We start from the raw sequence: 17,918 nt of genomic DNA, 5'->3' as shown, positions 1-17,918 counted from the left end.
CTCCGGGTGGGAAGGGGCCGGACCTGGGAGGCCGGGCCCCGGGGGTGCGAGGTGGCTCAGTCGGCGAAGTTCGCGCCGAAGTTCGGGTAGCCCGTCGTCGAGACGCCCGAGGCGCTGGGGGAGACGGTGCGGGAATCGGTGCCGGAGGCGGAGAACGCCACGTCGCCGGTGCCGTCGCCGTTGAGGTCGGCCTTCGGGGCGTGCGTCGAGTCAGCGGCCGTCGCCGTACCGGCCGTGGCCGTGAGCAGCGTGCCCGTCAGCGCGGCCGCGGCGGCGGTCGCGAGCGCGAGACGCAGGCCGGGGCGCCGGAAGGGGCGAGCGCTTGCGGGCGGGCGCCCGGACGGGCGGTCGTGCTGCTGCATGCGGGGTCTCCTGCTGCATGCGGGGGATGCCTGGCGGACATCCACAGTCGATGGAGGGCCGGACGAGCCGTGTTCGCCGGGAGTTGCCGGGGCGTTCACGGTGGTCGGCGATCAGGAGACCTGTGTGGGGACGTAAGGGTTGTACGTGAGTTCGGTTAATTCTTGAGGTGGGTGATAACGGTGTCCGCACCGCTGTCGGCCCGGGCCCATCGCCCTTTTCTGCCGTGTATGTCCCGAATGGGGTGGGTACGCTAGGTCCATGCGAGAGCTCAGAGGCAGCTCGGTCGCTCTGGTAAGTGCCCTGGTGGCCCCGCTGCTCGTCTGCCTTGCGCTGGTGCCGTTCCGGGCCGACTTCCCCGACTTCGAATCGGCCCTCGTCCTGATGGCCGTCGTGGTGGCCGTGGCCGCGCAGGGATACCGCGTCGCCGGCCTGATCGCGGCGGTTTCCGCCACCGTCTGGCTCGACTACTTCCTGATCTCCCCGTGGGGATCGCTGTCGGTGGCGAGCAGCGACGACCGGTGGACGGTGCTCCTGATGCTGGTCACCAGTGTCGTCGTGTCGGAGCTGGCCGCTCGCGGCCGCAGGCAACGGCGGCGGACGCTGAGGGCTCAGGGCCGCCTGAAACTGCTGCATGACGCCGGTATGGCCATCGGCACCACCCTCGACGCCGAGCGGACCGCGCGGAAGCTGACCGAGGTGGCGGTGCCCCGGTTCGCGGATTTCGTCACGGTGGACCTCGCGCTGTCCGTCCTGACGGGCGAGGAGCCGGAGGAGGCACTGAAGCAGGACCGGACGAAAGTCCGGCGGGTGGCCGTAGCGGGTATCGACGAGCACCATCCGCTCCACCCCGTGGGGGAACTGGAGGGATACAGCTTCGTCGTTCCGCCGGCCGACGGCGCCTCCCACGCGCGTGCACACCTGGTGCCCGACCTGCAGGCCTCCACGGCATGGCGGCCGCTGATCCCCGATGACGCCGCGGCAGTGCTCGACCACGGCATGCGCTCACTGATCGCGGTGCCGCTGCGAGGGCGGGGCGTACTGCTGGGCACGGTGACCTTCTGGCGCGCCCGGCATGCCGAACCCTTCACCCGGGCCGATCTGTCCGACGCCGAGGAGCTGGCCGCCAAAACCGCCGTGGCCATCGACAACGCGCGCCGTTACACCCGTGAACGGAATGCCGCGGTGACCCTCCAGCGCAGTCTGCTGCCGCAGCGGCTGCCCGAGCAGACGGCCGTGGACGTGGCCTCCCGCTACCTGCCCGCCGGCCCCCAGACCGCCGGGGTGGGCGGCGACTGGTACGACGTGATTCCGCTCTCCGGCTGCCGGGTCGCGCTCGTCGTGGGGGATGTCGTCGGGCACGGCATCAACGCCTGCGCCACCATGGGCCGCCTACGCACCGCCGTACGTACCCTGGCCGACGTCGACCTGCCGCCCGACGAGCTCATCACGCACCTCGACGACCTGGTCATGCACCTCACCGACGACCAGCAGGAGGGCAGAGCCGAAGGCGACGCGGCGGCGGCCGGCGAACTGGGAGCGACCTGCCTCTACGCGGTGTACGACCCGGTCGCGCGGAGCTGCACGGTGGCCTCGGCCGGTCACCCGCTGCCCGTCGTCCTCACCCCCGACGGCAAGGTCGAGCAGGTGCACGGGTTCGTGGGCCCGCCGCTCGGACTGGGCGGCCTGCCCTTCGAGAGCCTGGAGTTCTCCCCGCCGACGGGCAGCGTGCTGGCCCTCTACTCCAACGGCCTGGTCCAGTCGCGTGAGCGCGACCTCGACGACGGCCTGGCCGGGTTGCGTCACGCCCTCGCGCTGCCGGCGCCGTCACTGGAAGCCGCCTGCGACACCGTCATGCGGACGCTGGTGACCCCCCACATGGCCGACGACATCACCTTGCTGCTGGCCCGCACCCACGCCCTCACCGCGGACCGGGTCGCCGTCTGGGACATCCCCGCCGACCCGGCCATGGTGGTACGTGCCCGGAAACTCGCCGTCGAACAGCTCGACACCTGGGGTCTGTGGGAGGCGGCCTTCGTCACCGAACTGCTGGTCAGCGAACTGGTCACCAATGCCATCCGGCACGGCCAGTCCCCGGTCGAGCTACGGCTGATCCGCGACACCGCACTGATCTGCGAGGTCTCCGACGCCAGCAGCACCGCCCCGCACCTGCGCCGCGCCCGGGAATTCGACGAGGGAGGCCGTGGCCTGCTTCTCGTCGCCCAGCTCAGCCAGAAGTGGGGGACCCGCCATGCCGCTGTCGGGAAGACCATCTGGTGCGAGCCGAAACTGCTCGCTGCCTGACGCACGGATCAGCTCGCCGGCCGGCCGGAGCACGCCGCTCCCCGGATTCCCGACGAGGCGGTCAGGCGTTCAGCAGGTCCTCGGCACCGGCACGGTGACGGCCACCCTTCGGCAGCGCCGTCTTCGCCGTCAGACCGCGCGACTGCCAGGCGTTGTCGCGGAGCTTGAACAGGGCCCAGTAGCGGGTGGGGCAGAGCAGCACGATGTTCATGAAGACGGCGGTCGGGGTGCCGACGAGCCAGGAGCGCCACCGCTGGCGAGCCGTCATGTCCGGCCGCATGAGCACGTAGAGCCCGGACTGGCCGAACCGGACCACCAGGTACACGGCCAGGTACACCAGGGCGATGCCCGGGTTGTGGTACCGCCCGCCCAGGGTCAGGAGCGTCATGACGACGATCCAGGCCAGCATCACCGGCGTGACGACGAGCTGGAGCAGCCCGAAGGTCGGCGATATGAGCTGCTTCAGCGACAGCCGCGCGTACACGAACGGCAGCATCCACCACCACGACCGGGCCCAGCGCAGCCGCTGCCGGTAGGTCTTCCTCAGCGTCGTCGGCATGTCGGTGATGACGCCGGCCTCGTTGACGGCCACGACCTCGCCGCGCATGAGTGCCCTCAGTGCCAGCCAGCGGTCGTCGCCCGTGCCGCACTCCACCTCGTAGGCGTCCAGGTGGTCGTAGAGCAGCTCGGCCCGGTAGAGCGCGAGCGCGCCCGAGGTCGTCTCCAGGGCTCCGAGCATGGAGCGCGAGGAGCGCATCATCACGCAGGAGGTGCCGATGTCGATGTCGGCGGCCCGCGAGACCCAGGTCTCCTCGAAGTTGCGGATGTAGATCATGCCGGTGGTGGCCTGGATCCGCGGGTTGCTCATGGCCCGCAGCTGGTGTTCGAGCGCGTCGGGGAAGGGCTCGCCGTCGGAGTCGATGGTGAGGACGTAGTCGAAGTGCTTGTGCTGCTCCTGGAGGTGCCGCAGCACGGTGACCTGCGCCCCGCGCTTGCCCTTGTTCTCCTGCCGGTGCCAGAAGACCCGGGGGTGGTCGAAGGGTTCCACGGGGTGCTGCCGGGAGCCGTCGTCGATGACATGGATCTCGTCGACCGGGTGTGTCTGCGCCAGCAGCGACCGCACCGTGCGGTGCAGGTTCTCCGAGGGCTCCTCGAAGGCCGGGATGATCGCCACGGTCCGGCCCGGAGCGACCGGGAGGTGGGTGAAGGACCGGCCCTTCAGGAACGAGACCAGGCAGAGCACGATCACCGACATGCCCAGCCACCAGTAGAACGTCAGGATCGGGCTCTTGGACTGGAGGTGCACCACCACGGTGGCAGCGGCCAGAGCCGCCACCACCACGGTCGTCACCACCGTGAACCTCATCCGTGAGGCGCGGCCCGGCAAGGCGCTCAAGCGGTCACTCGCTTGCCGCGGGTCGCCGTGCGGAACACCGCGACGCCGCCGATCACGAGGAGCATGGCTCCCAGCACGATCCACCCGAGCGCCGTTCCGCCGGTGGCGGCCAGGGCGGCTCCGCCGGTGGCGGTCCCGATCGCGGCGCCCACACCGTTCTGTCCGTACATGTTGTTCCTCTTTCTTCCAGGAATTCCGGAGTTCTTCCGGGGATTCCGGAGTTTCGCTTCCGGGGGTTCCGGAGTTTCCAGGGCTCTCTAGAGCCGTTCGATGTGGGGTGCGGCGGCCATGACGCCACGGGTGTCGAGCACGTAGGCGGCCTCGGCGGCGAGCCGGGCGAGGTCGAACTCGCCGTGCGGGGTGAGCAGGACGACGGCGTCGAAGTCACCGACGGTGTCCGTTCCCGCGCCGAAGGGGATCTCGCGGCAACCGCCGTCCGCCACCGGCAGATAGGGGTCCACGACGGTGACGTCCGCCCCCATGGCCCGCAGCCGGTCGGTGACTTCGACGGCCGGCGACTGACGGGCGTCCGAGGTGCCCGGCTTGTAGGCGGCCCCGAGTGCGAGGACACGCGCCCCGTGCACGCTCCGCCGGAAGCGTCGGCTGAGGGCGTCCTGCAGCCGGCGCACCACGTAGTCCGGCTGGCTCTCGTTGATGTCCTGGGCCAGCTCGATGAGCCGGAAGGTCTGCCCGTGCCGTGCCTTGACGTGATGGCTGAGGTAGACCGGGTCGATGGGCAGACAGTGCCCGCCGACCCCGGGCCCGGGCAGGAACCTGGTGAACCCGAACGGCTTGGTCGCGGCCAGCTCCAGCGTGTGCCACACGTCCACGCCCAGCGTGTGAGCCATCCGCGACAGCTCGTTGACCAGGGCGATGTTGACGTGCCGGTAGGTGTTCTCGAACACCTTGGCCAGCTCGGCCTCTTCGAGCCCCGAGGCGGGCACGGTGACGTCGGTGACGGTGTCGTAGAACTCCTTCACCCGCCCCAGACAGCCCTCGGTCAGCCCGGCGACGATCTTCGGCGTGTTCTCCAGCCGCCAGTCGGCGTTGCCCGGGTCGATGCGCTCGGGACTGAACCCGACGTGGAAGTCCCGCCCGGCGACGAGCCCGGAGCCCTCCTCCAGCAGCGGGACGAGCACGTCACGGGTGGTACCGGGGTGGGTGGTCGACTCCAGGACGACGGTGGCGCCCGGCTCGATCCACTCGGCGAGCACGCGACCGGCGTCCCGTACGCAACTCAGGTCCGGGGCGCGGTCGGTGAGCGGCGTGGGGACGGTGATGACCGCGACGTCGAACCCCTTGAGGTCCTGCGGGTCGGAGCTCGCGTAATACGCATCCGAACCGAGCACTGCCTGAAGCCGGTCGTCACCGATGTCCTCGACGTACGACGACCCGGCGGCCAGTGCCGCGCAACGCGCCCGGTCGGGCTCGTAGCCGGTGACGGTGTGCCCGACCTCGGCGGCCCTCACGGCCAGGGGCAGGCCGACATAGCCCTGCCCCAGCACACATACGTGCATGGTGGTTTCCTCAACCCTGAAGTACGGCCGCCCGTTCCTGAAGCAGGCGGCCGTGGCGTGGTACTGCGTGAGAAGCGGTGTGGGAACGGCACCACCACCGCGTCACCGGTCTGCCAGGGCCCCCTGCCCGAGCGTGCGCAAAGCGCAACCAGTGATCTTCACAAACCCCCCTCATTTGTGGACCTTCATGGTTCAACAAAAATTCGCTGAACGGAACCCTGTTTACTGTTTCGATATCCGCGAACGCTGCCGAGGGTGCGGTGCGTTGAGGAGTGACGCGGGGTCAAGTGCTGTTGGCGAGGCTGTCCGCGACCTGCTCCGGCGCGCCGCGATCGCATATTTGCGGAGGTCAAGCGCGGGGCGTGCGAAGTGTCGACGCGACAAGGTACCGAAAATTGATCTTCACATTTCCAGTGCGGTGCACTTCCTGGAAGCGAGGCACGGTCGGATGCACTCGCGAAGTCCCGCACGCCACCACGTGCGCCCCCTGTACCACCCCCGCGAAACTCACGGGCCCACTGTCACCGCAGTGCGATAGAAAAGGCTTTCGACTCAATCCCTGTGGGGGGGACCTTGTTCAGAACTCGGGCGGCCTGGGCCGCCATCGGGACCGTCGCACTCCTGTTGACCGGCACTCCGGCGGCGAACGCCGCGGAAGGTCAGGCTCCTGACGTCCGGTGGGCGGACAGCGTCTCGGACGACCTCGGCACGCTGGAAGTCGGTATCAGCTCCGACAGCGCCATCACGGCGATCAAGGCGCACATCGTCTCCGCCGCCACCCAGCAGGAAGTCGCCGTCGTGGAGAACGACGCGTTCGGCCTCGCCTCGGGCACACCGGACAACGGCGTGTGGCGCACGAAGCAGCCGCTGGACCTTCCGGCCCTGGGCAGTTACACCGTCCGCGTCGAAACCACGGACGCCGACGGTGACCACACCGTCGACAACTCCGCGGGCACGCTCGCCTATTACGTCGCGGCGGTGTTCGAGGACGTGCGCCCCGACCGTACGGAGATCGACACCGACCACCGCGAGGTGCGCGTCGACGGCACGCTGAAGGGACGCTGGCCGGGGACCCGCGAGCTGAAGCCCCTGGCGGACCACCGGGTGGATCTCGACGTGGACAACTGGACGGAGAACACCGTCCGCACCGACGCCGAGGGACGCTTCTCCGGCACGGTCACCGTGAACGACGCGGTACCGGTCCAGGCCGTCTACCGGCACGACACGGCTCACCCGTTCGTCCTGTACGGCGAGTCCGAGTCGACGCGGATCGGCATCCGGCAGGTGGCCACGCGCTGGACCATCCAGGCCCCGGCCCAGGCCCGGACGATCGACTACGGCCAGGACGTCACCGTCACGGCGACGCTGGAGCGCGAGACCCCGCAGGGCTGGGTCCCGTTCGAGGGCCAGAGCGGCGGCGTGCTCTACGAGGCCTCCTCCGGCACCCACTGGGCCAGCGTCGGCTACTTCACCACCGGTGCGGACGGCAAGGTCAGCTTCACCCACACACCGTGGGAGACCGGCACCTTCCGTGTGGCGTCGCACAGCGACGACCCGTTCATCGCCTCAGCCTCCTCGAACAGCGCCGAGATCACCGTCTTGCGCGCCTCGGTCTTCACCTCGTTCTCGGCGACCCGCACACAGGACCGCGGCGTGCACGTCGAGGGTCTGATGGACTTCCCCGACGGCTGGACGCCGGCCACCATCCCGGTGCACATCCAGTACTCGCGTGACGGCGCGAAGTGGACGGACCTGCTCACGACGGAGGCGACCTGGTCGGGTAGCGGCGGTCACGCCTTCTCGGCCGACATCGCCGATGCGCGGCGGGGCTACTTCCGCGCGGTGTTCGAGGCGACGGAGTCGTTCCGCGGGGCGACGTCGGAGGTCGTGAAGGTGCGCCGCTGACGTAAGCGACAGCAGGTGGAGGCCCTGACCGGTCACTGCATAGTAGGGATCATGACAGCACCGTTACCGCACCCCACGGGCCTCGCCTACCACCGCATGGACCACTCCACCGGCCGTCACCGCTGGTGGCGGCCCCTGCTCGGCACTCTGCTGTTCCTTGGTGCCTACCTTGTACTCAGCGTCGTGCTGTTCGCCCTCTCCTACGGAGTCGGGGCAGCGGCCGGGCTCCGTGAACTGCCCGACGGAGGGCATGACTTCGGGTCGCTCGCCAACACGGCCCTGGACCTGACGTCCATCGCGATCGCCCTGCCCCTGATTCTGCTGGCCGTGTGGTGGCCGGGGCGGCGACCGCCGGGCACCCTGTCGTCGGTCGAGGGACGGTTGCGGTGGCGCTGGCTGGCCCGGTGTCTCCTCGCCGCGGTGCTCCCCGTGGCCGTGCTGGCGGTGACCGCCGCCCTCCTGCCCGGCAGCGGGACCGACTCGGGGGAGTTCGGCGCATGGGTGGGCTGGCGGTCGTTCCTCACCTCCCTGGCCGTGCTGGTTGTCCTCGTCCCGGTGCAGGCCGCGGCCGAGGAGTACGTCTTCCGGGGCTGGCTGACGCAGACGGTCGGCGCTTTCGTCCGTTCTCCTTGGTTCGCGGTGCTCCCGCAGGCCCCGCTGTTCGCCGCCGCCCACGGCTGGGGCACCACGTGGGGCTTCATCGGCCTGCTGGTCTTCGGACTGGTCGCCGGGTGGCTGACCCTCCGTACCGGGGGCCTGGAGGCGGCCGTCGCCCTGCACGTCCTGAACAACCTGCTGGCCTTCGGCGTCGCCGCCGCGGTCGTCGACGGGCTGTCGTCCGACGAGACCGCCGCCGACTCACCCTGGCAACTCGCGCTCGCTGACGTGGCGACGACACTGATCTACGCCGGACTCGTACTGTGGCTCGCCCGACGTCACCGGCCCCAGCACCTCTCACCGCCGGTGCCCGCACCCGCCTCATGGCCCGCGCCGCACCTGCGACCGCAGGGCGCCCCGACGCTCGAGGTCCCGCCCGGCCACACCGGCAGTGACGTCCCGCCTTCACCATGGCCGTAGCAAGACCCGGACCTGCGGCAGCGGCAGCCGTGGAACGCCGACGCCCCCCGCCCGATGACTCGGACAGGGGGCGTCAGGAACAACCCGGAGCACCGTCTACTTGACCGGCTCCGGCTCCGGAGCATTCGCGGAGTCCGCGGTCCCCGCCGGCGGCTCGCCGCCGTCGTCGTCCTCGCCCTCCGCGGGGACCGGCGTCTTCACCGAGTCCAGGAGGAGCTGGGCGACGTCCACGACCGTGATGGACTCCTTCGCCTTGCCGTCGTTCTTCTTGCCGTTGACGGAGTCCGTGAGCATGACCAGGCAGAACGGGCAGGCCGTCGAGACGATGTCGGGGTTGACCGACAGGGCCTCGTCCACCCGCTCGTTGTTGATGCGCTTGCCGATGCGCTCTTCCATCCACATCCGCGCACCACCCGCGCCGCAGCAGAAGCCCCGCTCCTTGTGGCGGTGCATCTCCTCGTTGCGGATGCCGGGGACGCTGGCGATGATCTCGCGCGGGGGCGTGTAGATCTTGTTGTGGCGGCCCAGGTAGCACGGGTCGTGGTAGGTGATGATGCCCTCGACCGGGGTCACCGGGATGAGCTTGCCCTCGTCCACCAGGTGCTGGAGCAGCTGCGTGTGGTGGATGACCTCGTAGTCGCCGCCGAGCTGCGGGTACTCGTTGCCGAGCGTGTTGAGGCAGTGCGGGCAGGTGGCGACGATCTTCTTGGAGGACTTCGGCTTCTGCGACTCGGGCGTCACCTTGCCGTCGTCGTCCATCTCCTCGCCGAACGCCATGTTCAGAGCCATGACGTTCTCCATGCCGAGCTCCTGGAACAGGGGCTCGTTACCCAGGCGGCGGGCGGAGTCGCCCGTGCACTTCTCGTCGCCGCCCATGATGGCGAACTTGACGCCCGCGATGTGGAGGAGTTCCGCGAAGGCCTTCGTGGTCTTCTTCGCGCGGTCCTCCAGGGCACCGGCGCAGCCGACCCAGTAGAGGTACTCGACCTCGGACAGGTCCTCGATGTCCTTGCCGACGACCGGGACCTCGAAGTCGACCTCCTTGAGCCACTCCAGGCGCTGCTTCTTCGCCAGGCCCCAGGGGTTGCCCTTCTTCTCCAGGTTCTTGAGCATCGTGCCCGCCTCGGACGGGAACGCGGACTCGATCATCACCTGGTAGCGGCGCATGTCGACGATGTGGTCGACGTGCTCGATGTCCACCGGGCACTGCTCGACACAGGCACCGCAGGTGGTGCAGGACCACAGGACGTCCGGGTCGATGACGCCGTTGTCCTCGGCCGTGCCGATCAGCGGGCGCTCGGCCTCCGCCAGGGCGGCGGCGGGCACACCGGCCAGCTGCTCCTCGGACGCCTTCTCCTCGCCCTCCATCGTCTTGCCGCCGCCGGCCAGCAGGTAGGGCGCCTTGGCGTGCGCGTGGTCGCGCAGCGACATGATCAGCAGCTTCGGGGAGAGCGGCTTGCCCGTGTTCCAGGCCGGGCACTGCGACTGGCAGCGGCCGCACTCGGTGCACGTGGAGAAGTCCAGCAGACCCTTCCAGGAGAACTGCTCGACCTGGGAGACGCCGAAGACGTCGTCCTCACCCGGGTCGGTGAAGTCGATCGGCTCGCCGCCCGACGTCATGGGCTGGAGCGCACCCAGGGCCGTCCCGCCCGACGCCTCGCGCTTGAACCAGATGTTCGGGAACGCCAGGAAGCGGTGCCAGGCGACACCCATGTTGGTGTTCAGGCTGACCGTGATCATCCAGATCATGGTCGTGCCCAGCTTGATCATCGCGAAGAAGTAGACGAGGTTCTGCAGCGCCGCCACGCTCAGGCCCTTGAAGGCCAGGACCAGCGGATACGAGGCGAAGTACGCGGCCTCGTATCCCTCCACGTGGTGCAGTGCGCCCTCCAGGCCCCGCAGGACGTAGATCGCCAGGCCGATCGTGAGGATGACGTACTCGACGAAGTACGCCTGGCCCATCTTCGAGCCGGCGAAGCGGGACTTGCGGCCCGGGCGCGACGGCAGGTTCAGCAGGCGGATGACCATGAGGGTCGCGATGCCGAGGGTGGTCATCGCGGCGATGAACTCGATGTAGAGCTCGTACGGGAGGAAGCCGCCGAGCACCGGCAGCGTCCAGTCGGCCTGGAACAGCTGGCCGTACGCGGTGATGATCGTCGGCGGCAGCGTGAGGAAGCCGATCGCCACGAACCAGTGGGCGACACCGACGATGCCCCACCGGTTCATGCGCGTGTGGCCGAGGAACTCCTTCACCAGCGTCACGCTGCGCTGGTAGGGGTTGTCGGTCCGGGTACCGGCGGGCACGGGCTGGCCCAGCTTGAAGTACCGGACGAACTGGCCGATCGCGCGTGCGAGCAGCGCGACGCCGACCACGGTCAAGACCAGCGACACGATGATCGCGGCGAGTTGCATGGGGGCTCCTCGGGCCTGCGAGGGTTTGTCGGGGGAACGGGTCGTTCTTGGAAGGGTTCCCCGAGATTACTAAGCGGTAACTTATGCAGTCCGTCTGAGACTACCCCTATCTTCCGCCGCACTGTAGCCGGGTGGGCAGTGATCTGAATCGCTCAGGGTTGCCTCAGGAAATGCCCTCGATCCGGTCGTGATCCCGTCGTGTTATTCATACCGAATTGTCATAGTGACGCCTAACTTATATCCGTGCTCTACGGGATCGTCGCCGCCGCCACCGCCCTTCTCCTCACCGCCCTGCTCGCGGCCCTCCTCCGGGTCCCCGCCCTGCGCCTGCGCGTCCTCGACCGGCGACGGCAGCGGGAGGTGCCGCTGTCCGGGGGCGTGGCCGTGGTGGCCGTCACCGGGTCGGTCGTCGCCCTCAGGGACGGGGCGTCGGCCGGGAGCGGGATCGGCGGGCTGCTCGTCGCCGGTGGCGTCGTCGCCCTGCTCGGGCTGATCGACGACGTGTGGCGGCTGCGGCGGCGGGTGCTGGTCGCCGGTACGGCTGTGGCGGCCGCGTGTGTCGTGCCGTACGCGGAGGCGGGCGTGGGGACCGGGGTGCTGGGGGCCCTGTGGGTCGTCGGGGTGACCTTCGGGTTCCGGGGGCTCGACCATGCCGACGGGCTCGCTGGGACGGCCGGGGTCCTCGCGGCGTTCGCGGTGGCGGCCTGCGCCGCCGTCGACGTGATGGACGGGATCGCGGTGCTGATGAGCGTGCTGGCCGCCGCGCTGACCGGGTTCCTGCTGCACAACTGGCACCCCGCGCGCGTGGCGCTGGGGAGTTGCGGGTCCATGTCCGCGGGGTTCGTGATCGCCATGAGTGCCGTGCATGTCCGCGCGGGGTTCGGCGTCGGGGAGAGCGCCGGGGTGCTGTTCGCGCTGACCGCGGTGGTGGGTGCCGATGCCGTGCTCGTCCTGCTCTCGCGGCGGTTGGGCGGGCGGCCCGTCGTCCGCAGCGGGCCGGACCATCTCGCGCACCGGCTGCGGCGGATCGGGCTGACCGCGCCGGGGGCGGCTCTGCTGCTGGGGGCCGGCGCGTTCTCCGCGGCGCTCGTCGGGGTACTCGCGCACCTCGGCCGGGTCGGGGGTGACGCCCTGTGGTGGGTGGCGGGAGGGGCCCTCCTGGTGGTGTTCGCCCTTTTGTGTGTCCCCGTGTACGCCGATCGACGCGCTGTGTCGCCGCAGGTCAGAGCGCCGTTGCGTGTAAGGAACGGATAAGAGTTGAGCCAGGTCGACTCAGCTCTGTTGACCGGTTGGGAGCCGTCGTGCACACTTGAGTCCGTTCCACTCAAGTCAGCTGGAGGAATCAACCATGGCACGTGCGGTCGGCATCGACCTGGGCACGACTAACTCCGTCGTCAGCGTTCTGGAGGGCGGCGAGCCCACCGTCATCACCAACGCCGAGGGCGCCAGGACCACGCCGTCCGTCGTCGCCTTCGCCAAGAACGGTGAGGTGCTCGTCGGAGAGGTGGCCAAGCGTCAGGCGGTCACCAACGTGGACCGGACCATTCGCTCGGTCAAGCGGCACATGGGCACCGACTGGAAGATCGAGCTGGACGGGAAGCCCTTCAACCCGCAGCAGATCAGCGCCTTCGTGCTCCAGAAGCTGAAGCGGGACGCCGAGTCCTACCTGGGCGAGAAGGTGACCGACGCGGTCATCACCGTCCCGGCGTACTTCAACGACTCCGAGCGCCAGGCCACGAAGGAGGCCGGCGAGATCGCCGGTCTGAACGTGCTGCGCATCGTCAACGAGCCCACCGCGGCCGCGCTGGCGTACGGCCTCGACAAGGACGACCAGACCATCCTGGTCTTCGACCTCGGTGGCGGTACGTTCGACGTCTCGCTGCTGGAGATCGGCGACGGTGTCGTCGAGGTGAAGGCCACCAACGGCGACAACCACCTCGGTGGTGACGACTGGGACCAGCGCATCGTCGACTACCTGGTCCAGCAGTTCCAGTCCGGCCACGGCGTGGACCTGGGCAAGGACAAGATGGCCCTGCAGCGTCTGCGCGAGGCCGCCGAGAAGGCGAAGATCGAGCTGTCCTCGTCCACCGAGACCTCGATCAACCTGCCCTACATCACCGCCTCCGCCGAGGGCCCCCTGCACCTCGACGAGAAGCTCACCCGCGCCCAGTTCCAGCAGCTGACCGCGGACCTCCTGGAGCGCTGCAAGACGCCGTTCCACAACGTCATCAAGGACGCCGGCATCTCCATCAGCGAGATCGACCACGTCGTCCTGGTCGGCGGCTCGACCCGTATGCCCGCCGTCGCCGAGCTCGTCAAGGAGCTGACCGGCGGCAAGGACGCCAACAAGGGCGTCAACCCGGACGAGGTCGTCGCCATCGGCGCCGCCCTGCAGGCCGGTGTCCTCAAGGGCGAGGTCAAGGACGTCCTGCTCCTCGACGTCACCCCGCTGTCCCTCGGTATCGAGACCAAGGGCGGCATCATGACCAAGCTCATCGAGCGCAACACCACGATCCCGACCAAGCGGTCCGAGATCTTCACGACGGCCGAGGACAACCAGCCGTCCGTGCAGATCCAGGTCTACCAGGGCGAGCGCGAGATCGCGGCGTACAACAAGAAGCTCGGGATGTTCGAGCTGACCGGTCTGCCCCCGGCGCCCCGCGGCGTCCCGCAGATCGAGGTCTCCTTCGACATCGACGCCAACGGCATCATGCACGTGACCGCGAAGGACCTGGGCACGGGCAAGGAGCAGAAGATGACCGTCACCGGCGGCTCCTCGCTGCCGAAGGACGAGGTCGACCGCATGCGCCAGGAGGCCGAGCAGTACGCGGAGGAGGACCACAAGCGCCGCGAGGCCGCCGAGTCCCGCAACCAGGGCGAGCAGCTCGTCTACCAGACCGAGAAGTTCCTCAAGGACAACGAGGACAAGGTCCCCGGCGAGATCAAGACCGAGGTCGAGGAAGCCGTCGCCGAGCTGAAGGAGAAGCTCAAGGGCGAGGACACGGCCGAGATCCGCACCGCCACGGAGAAGGTCGCGGCCGTCTCGCAGAAGCTCGGCCAGGCCATGTACGCCGACGCGAACGCCGCGCAGGCCGCCGGCGGCGCCTCCGCCGGAGCCGACGCGGGCGCCGGTGCCGGTGACGCCAAGGCCGACGACGACGTCGTGGACGCCGAGATCGTGGACGACGAGCGGAAGGACGGTGCCGCGTGACGGAGGAGACCCCGGGCTTCGACGAGCAGCAGCCCGACGTCCCTTCCGGCGCCACCTCCGAAGACGCCGAGCCGAAGGCCGCCGACTCCCCCTCCACGGAGGAGGGGGCGGCCCCGGCCGGGGACACGGGCCAGGACGTGGCTCTGGTGGCCCAGCTGGACCAGGCCCGCACGGCGCTCAGCGAGCGCACGGCGGACCTCCAGCGCCTCCAGGCCGAGTTCCAGAACTACCGCCGCCGGGTCGAGCGCGACCGGATCGCGGTCAAGGAGATCGCCATCGCGAACCTCCTGACCGAGCTCCTGCCCGTGCTCGACGACATCGGCCGCGCGCGTGAACACGGCGAGCTGGTCGGCGGCTTCAAGTCCGTCGCCGAGTCGCTGGAGAGCACGGCGGCCAAGATGGGCCTCCAGCAGTTCGGCAAGGAGGGCGAGCCCTTCGACCCGACGATCCACGAAGCCCTGATGCACAGCTACGCACCGGACGTCACCGAGACGACGTGCGTCGCGATCCTGCAGCCCGGGTACCGGATCGGCGAGCGCACCATCCGCCCCGCGCGGGTGGCGGTGGCCGAGCCCCAGCCGGGAGCGCAGACGGTCAAGGCGGACGAGACCGCCGAAGCCGACGACAAGGAGAGCGGTGGCCCGGAAGAGGGCTGACGTCATAGCGGACGAAGGGAAGGAGGGGCGTCGAGGATGAGCACCAAGGACTTCATCGAGAAGGACTACTACAAGGTCCTCGGCGTCCCCAAGGACGCCACCGAGGCCGAGATCAAGAAGGCGTACCGGAAGCTCGCCCGCGAGTACCACCCGGACGCCAACAAGGGCAACGTCAAGGCGGAGGAGCGCTTCAAGGAGATCTCCGAGGCCAACGACATCCTCGGCGATCCCAAGAAGCGCAAGGAGTACGACGAGGCACGCGCCCTCTTCGGCAACGGCGGCTTCCGCCCGGGGCCCGGCGCGGGCGGCGGCTCCTTCAACTTCGACCTGGGCGACCTCTTCGGAGGCGCCCCGGGCGGCGGCCAGGGAGCCGGCGGTTTCGGCGGTGGACTCGGTGACGTCTTCGGGGGCCTGTTCAACCGTGGCGGCGCGGGCGCGGGGACGCGCACGCATCCGCGGCGCGGCCAGGACATCGAGTCCGAGGTCACGCTGAGCTTCACCGAGGCGATCGAGGGCGCGACCGTCCCGCTGCGGATGTCCTCGCAGTCGCCCTGCAAGGCCTGCTCGGGCACCGGTGACAAGAACGGCACACCGCGGGTGTGCCCGACCTGCGTCGGCACCGGGCAGGTCGCCCGGGGCAGCGGCGGTGGCTTCTCCCTCACCGACCCCTGCCCGGACTGCAAGGGCCGCGGCCTGATCGCAGAGAACGCCTGCGAGGTCTGCAAGGGCAGCGGCCGGGCCAAGTCCTCGCGGACCATGCAGGTGCGCATCCCCGCGGGCGTCAGCGACGGCCAGCGGATCCGGCTGCGCGGCAAGGGAGCGCCGGGCGAGCGCGGCGGCCCGGCGGGCGACCTGTACGTGGTCGTGCACGTCGACTCCCACCCGGTGTTCGGCCGCAAGGACGACAACCTCACCGTCACCGTCCCGGTGACCTTCGCCGAGGCGGCCCTCGGCGGCGAGGTCCGGGTGCCGACGCTGGGCGGCCCGCCCGTCACGCTGAAGCTGCCGCCCGGCACGCCCAACGGCCGCACCATGCGCGCCCGGGGCAAGGGCGCGGTCCGCAAGGACGGCACCCGCGGCGACCTCCTGGTCACCGTCGAGGTGAGTGTTCCGAAGGACCTGACGGGGAAGGCTCGTGACGCGCTCGAGGCGTATCGCGAGGCGACCGCGGGTGAGGATCCGCGGGCGGAGCTGTTCCAGGCCGCGAAGGGAGCATGAGTCAGATGGACGGTCGTCGACGCAACCCGTATGAACTGACCGAGGAGACCCCGGTCTACGTCATCTCGGTGGCGGCCCAGCTGTCCGGCCTGCACCCGCAGACCCTGCGCCAGTACGACCGTCTGGGCCTGGTGTCTCCGGACCGCACCGCCGGCCGGGGCCGCCGCTACTCGGCCCGCGACATCGAACTGCTGCGCACCGTCCAGCAGTTGTCGCAGGACGAGGGCATCAACCTGGCGGGCATCAAGCGCATCATCGAACTGGAGAACCAGGTCGCCGCGCTCCAGGCCCGGGTGGCCGAGCTGGAGGACGCGCTCGACGGCGCGGCGGCGGCCATGCGGCAGCGCGAGGCGGCGGTGCACGCGTCGTACCGCCGAGACCTGGTGCCGTACCAGGAGGTCCAGCAGACCAGCGCGCTGGTCGTGTGGCGGCCGAAACGGCAGCAGCAGTCGGACTGACGCGCGTACGCCTGCGGAAAGGGCCGGGAGAACACTCCCGGCCCTTTTCGTATGTCTTGGGGCGTTTCCGCCGGGCCTCCTGTGGATGACCGGATGGTGCACGTCACTTGGAGGTGATTCCGCACAGTCTTCACAAGTGCTGCGGAGCGTGGTGTTGTCATCTCGTTAAGTGGTTCCGCTTGACGCTGGGGGGCGCAGCAACGTTGGCTTTTCAGTCACATGGGCCACAAAGTGTGCCCACGTCCGAATCACACGCGAAGTGAGCTCCCGCATGCGCCGTCGTATCTCCATATCCGTGGCCGCGGCCACGATGTCCGTCACGCTCGCCGGCTGCGGCGTGCTCAACGCGACAGGGAGCAGCGACGAGGCGAGCCCGACCAAGGGCAACGACATCACGGTGGGCCTGCTGCTCCCGGAGAAGGCGAACACCCGGTACGAGAACTTCGACTACCCCATCATCAAGAGGAAGGTCGAGTCCCTCACCAACGACCGGGGACGCGTCGAGTACGCCAACGCCGAAGCGAGCGCCGACACGCAGGCGGCCCAGCTGCAGCAGATGATCGACGACCGGGTCGACGTGATCCTGCTGGACGCCGTCGACGCGCACGCCATCGCCGGCGGAGTGAAGAAGGCCAAGGACGCCGGCATCCCGGTCATCGCCTACGACCGGCTGGCCGAGGGCCCGATCGACGCGTACATCTCCTTCGACAACGAACTGGTCGGCGAGGTCCAGGGGCGCACCCTGCTGGAGGCGATCGGCGAGAAGGCGAGCCTCTCCGACAAGATCGTGATGATGAACGGCTCGCCGACGGACCCGAACGCCAAGCAGTTCAAGGCCGGTGCGATGTCCGAGCTGAACGGCAAGGTGACGATCGCGCAGTCCTTCGACACCAAGGACTGGAAGCCGGAGAACGCCGAGGCCAACATGGCCGAGGCGATCCAGAAGATCGGCAAGGACGACATCGCCGCGGTGTACTCCGCCAACGACGGCATGGCGGGCGGCATCGTCAAGGCGCTGGAGGCCGCGGGCGTGACCGACCTGCCGCCGATCACCGGACAGGACGCGGAGCTCCCGGCGGTGCAGCGGATCATCACCGGCGACCAGTACATGAGCGTGTACAAGTCGTACCCGCAGGAGGCCGAGAACGCCGCGGAGATGGCCGTGGCCAAGGTTCAGGGCCGGGACATCCAGTTCGCCGCCCTCGCCCGCGACAAGGTCGACAGCCCCACCCACAAGGGCATTCCCGCCCACCTCGTGCCGGTGGTCGCCCTGACGAAGTCCAACATCAAGGACACGGTCGTCGCCGACGACATCTACAAGCTGTCGGACATCTGCACGGCGAAGTACGAGTCGGCTTGCGAGGCGATCGGCCTCAAGTAGCCGATCCGCCTGCCGTCTGCCCT

Annotated in this window: 14 protein-coding genes; 9 read left to right on the top strand and 5 right to left on the bottom strand. The window is 69.4% G+C overall.

The window, feature by feature from the left end; translation table 11 throughout:
• Window positions 1-56: 56 nt before the first annotated feature.
• Complete coding sequence (locus ACH4G3_RS11715; RefSeq protein WP_397624286.1) at window positions 57-362, bottom strand: hypothetical protein; 306 nt, start codon at window positions 360-362, stop codon at window positions 57-59.
• A gap of 259 nt (window positions 363-621) precedes the next feature.
• Between ACH4G3_RS11715 and ACH4G3_RS11710 the strand changes: the two genes are divergently transcribed.
• Entirely contained in the window at window positions 622-2,664 is a 2,043-nt protein-coding gene (locus ACH4G3_RS11710) for a SpoIIE family protein phosphatase (protein ID WP_397624285.1), read from the top strand.
• 61 nt (window positions 2,665-2,725) lie between these two features.
• Here the strand turns inward: ACH4G3_RS11710 and ACH4G3_RS11705 are convergent, their stop codons facing one another.
• The 3 genes from ACH4G3_RS11705 to ACH4G3_RS11695 form a co-directional block, all read right to left on the bottom strand.
• A complete protein-coding gene (locus tag ACH4G3_RS11705) occupies window positions 2,726-4,015 on the bottom strand; it encodes a glycosyltransferase family 2 protein (RefSeq protein WP_397624284.1) in 1,290 nt (429 codons plus the stop codon).
• 41 nt (window positions 4,016-4,056) lie between these two features.
• Window positions 4,057-4,230: a hypothetical protein gene (locus tag ACH4G3_RS11700; protein ID WP_020269611.1), complete on the bottom strand. Its 174-nt coding sequence runs from the start codon at window positions 4,228-4,230 to the stop codon at window positions 4,057-4,059.
• Between the two features lie 87 nt (window positions 4,231-4,317).
• A complete protein-coding gene (locus tag ACH4G3_RS11695) occupies window positions 4,318-5,577 on the bottom strand; it encodes a nucleotide sugar dehydrogenase (RefSeq protein ID WP_397624283.1) in 1,260 nt (419 codons plus the stop codon).
• A 573-nt stretch (window positions 5,578-6,150) separates the two neighbouring features.
• Here ACH4G3_RS11695 and ACH4G3_RS11690 point away from each other — a divergent pair.
• Window positions 6,151-7,482 (top strand): hypothetical protein, encoded by a 1,332-nt coding sequence (locus ACH4G3_RS11690; RefSeq protein WP_397624282.1) that lies wholly within the window; start codon window positions 6,151-6,153, stop codon window positions 7,480-7,482.
• 51 nt (window positions 7,483-7,533) lie between these two features.
• A complete protein-coding gene (locus ACH4G3_RS11685) occupies window positions 7,534-8,559 on the top strand; it encodes a CPBP family intramembrane glutamic endopeptidase (RefSeq protein WP_397624281.1) in 1,026 nt (341 codons plus the stop codon).
• 96 nt (window positions 8,560-8,655) lie between these two features.
• On the opposite strand, the gene ACH4G3_RS11680 is transcribed toward ACH4G3_RS11685, so the two are convergent.
• Entirely contained in the window at window positions 8,656-10,971 is a 2,316-nt protein-coding gene (locus ACH4G3_RS11680) for a (Fe-S)-binding protein (RefSeq protein ID WP_397624280.1), read from the bottom strand.
• Window positions 10,972-11,214: 243 nt separating this feature from the next.
• On the opposite strand from ACH4G3_RS11680, the gene ACH4G3_RS11675 reads away from it, so the two are divergent.
• The 6 genes from ACH4G3_RS11675 to ACH4G3_RS11650 all read left to right on the top strand — a co-directional run bounded on the left by ACH4G3_RS11675 (window position 11,215) and on the right by ACH4G3_RS11650 (window position 17,895).
• Complete coding sequence (locus ACH4G3_RS11675; protein WP_397624279.1) at window positions 11,215-12,225, top strand: MraY family glycosyltransferase; 1,011 nt, start codon at window positions 11,215-11,217, stop codon at window positions 12,223-12,225.
• Window positions 12,226-12,319: 94 nt separating this feature from the next.
• Complete coding sequence (gene dnaK, locus ACH4G3_RS11670; protein WP_354737138.1) at window positions 12,320-14,182, top strand: molecular chaperone DnaK; 1,863 nt, start codon at window positions 12,320-12,322, stop codon at window positions 14,180-14,182.
• Window positions 14,179-14,838, top strand: a complete 660-nt coding sequence (gene grpE, locus ACH4G3_RS11665) for a nucleotide exchange factor GrpE (RefSeq protein WP_397624278.1) — start codon at window positions 14,179-14,181, stop codon at window positions 14,836-14,838. The genes dnaK and grpE overlap by 4 nt, the downstream gene beginning before the upstream one ends.
• 36 nt (window positions 14,839-14,874) lie before the next feature.
• Window positions 14,875-16,056: a molecular chaperone DnaJ gene (dnaJ, locus tag ACH4G3_RS11660; protein ID WP_397618365.1), complete on the top strand. Its 1,182-nt coding sequence runs from the start codon at window positions 14,875-14,877 to the stop codon at window positions 16,054-16,056.
• 5 nt (window positions 16,057-16,061) lie between these two features.
• On the top strand, window positions 16,062-16,514 hold the full coding sequence (locus ACH4G3_RS11655; protein ID WP_031142455.1) for a heat shock protein transcriptional repressor HspR: 453 nt from the start codon (window positions 16,062-16,064) through the stop codon (window positions 16,512-16,514).
• A 271-nt stretch (window positions 16,515-16,785) separates the two neighbouring features.
• Window positions 16,786-17,895 carry a sugar ABC transporter substrate-binding protein gene (locus ACH4G3_RS11650; protein WP_397624277.1) on the top strand — a complete coding sequence of 370 codons (1,110 nt, stop codon included), beginning with the start codon at window positions 16,786-16,788 and terminating at the stop codon, window positions 17,893-17,895.
• Window positions 17,896-17,918 lie beyond the last annotated feature (23 nt).

This window comes from Streptomyces afghaniensis (genome assembly GCF_044327915.1).
Classification (GTDB): domain Bacteria; phylum Actinomycetota; class Actinomycetes; order Streptomycetales; family Streptomycetaceae; genus Streptomyces; species Streptomyces afghaniensis.
Note: the sequence above shows the minus strand (reverse complement) of the source record. Positions and strands in the feature narration are given on the sequence as shown.

Bases quoted from the DNA above. Each gene is read 5' to 3' on its own strand.
- dnaJ (WP_397618365.1), top strand. From the start codon at position 14,875: ATGAGCACCAAGGACTTCATCGAGAAGGACTACTACAAGGTCCTCGGC.
- ACH4G3_RS11655 (WP_031142455.1), top strand. From the start codon at position 16,062: ATGGACGGTCGTCGACGCAACCCGTATGAACTGACCGAGGAGACCCCG.
- dnaK (WP_354737138.1), top strand. From the start codon at position 12,320: ATGGCACGTGCGGTCGGCATCGACCTGGGCACGACTAACTCCGTCGTC.
- ACH4G3_RS11700 (WP_020269611.1), bottom strand. From the start codon at position 4,230: ATGTACGGACAGAACGGTGTGGGCGCCGCGATCGGGACCGCCACCGGC.
- ACH4G3_RS11650 (WP_397624277.1), top strand. From the start codon at position 16,786: ATGCGCCGTCGTATCTCCATATCCGTGGCCGCGGCCACGATGTCCGTC.
- ACH4G3_RS11680 (WP_397624280.1), bottom strand. From the start codon at position 10,971: ATGCAACTCGCCGCGATCATCGTGTCGCTGGTCTTGACCGTGGTCGGC.
- ACH4G3_RS11710 (WP_397624285.1), top strand. From the start codon at position 622: ATGCGAGAGCTCAGAGGCAGCTCGGTCGCTCTGGTAAGTGCCCTGGTG.
- ACH4G3_RS11685 (WP_397624281.1), top strand. From the start codon at position 7,534: ATGACAGCACCGTTACCGCACCCCACGGGCCTCGCCTACCACCGCATG.
- ACH4G3_RS11695 (WP_397624283.1), bottom strand. From the start codon at position 5,577: ATGCACGTATGTGTGCTGGGGCAGGGCTATGTCGGCCTGCCCCTGGCC.
- ACH4G3_RS11715 (WP_397624286.1), bottom strand. From the start codon at position 362: ATGCAGCAGCACGACCGCCCGTCCGGGCGCCCGCCCGCAAGCGCTCGC.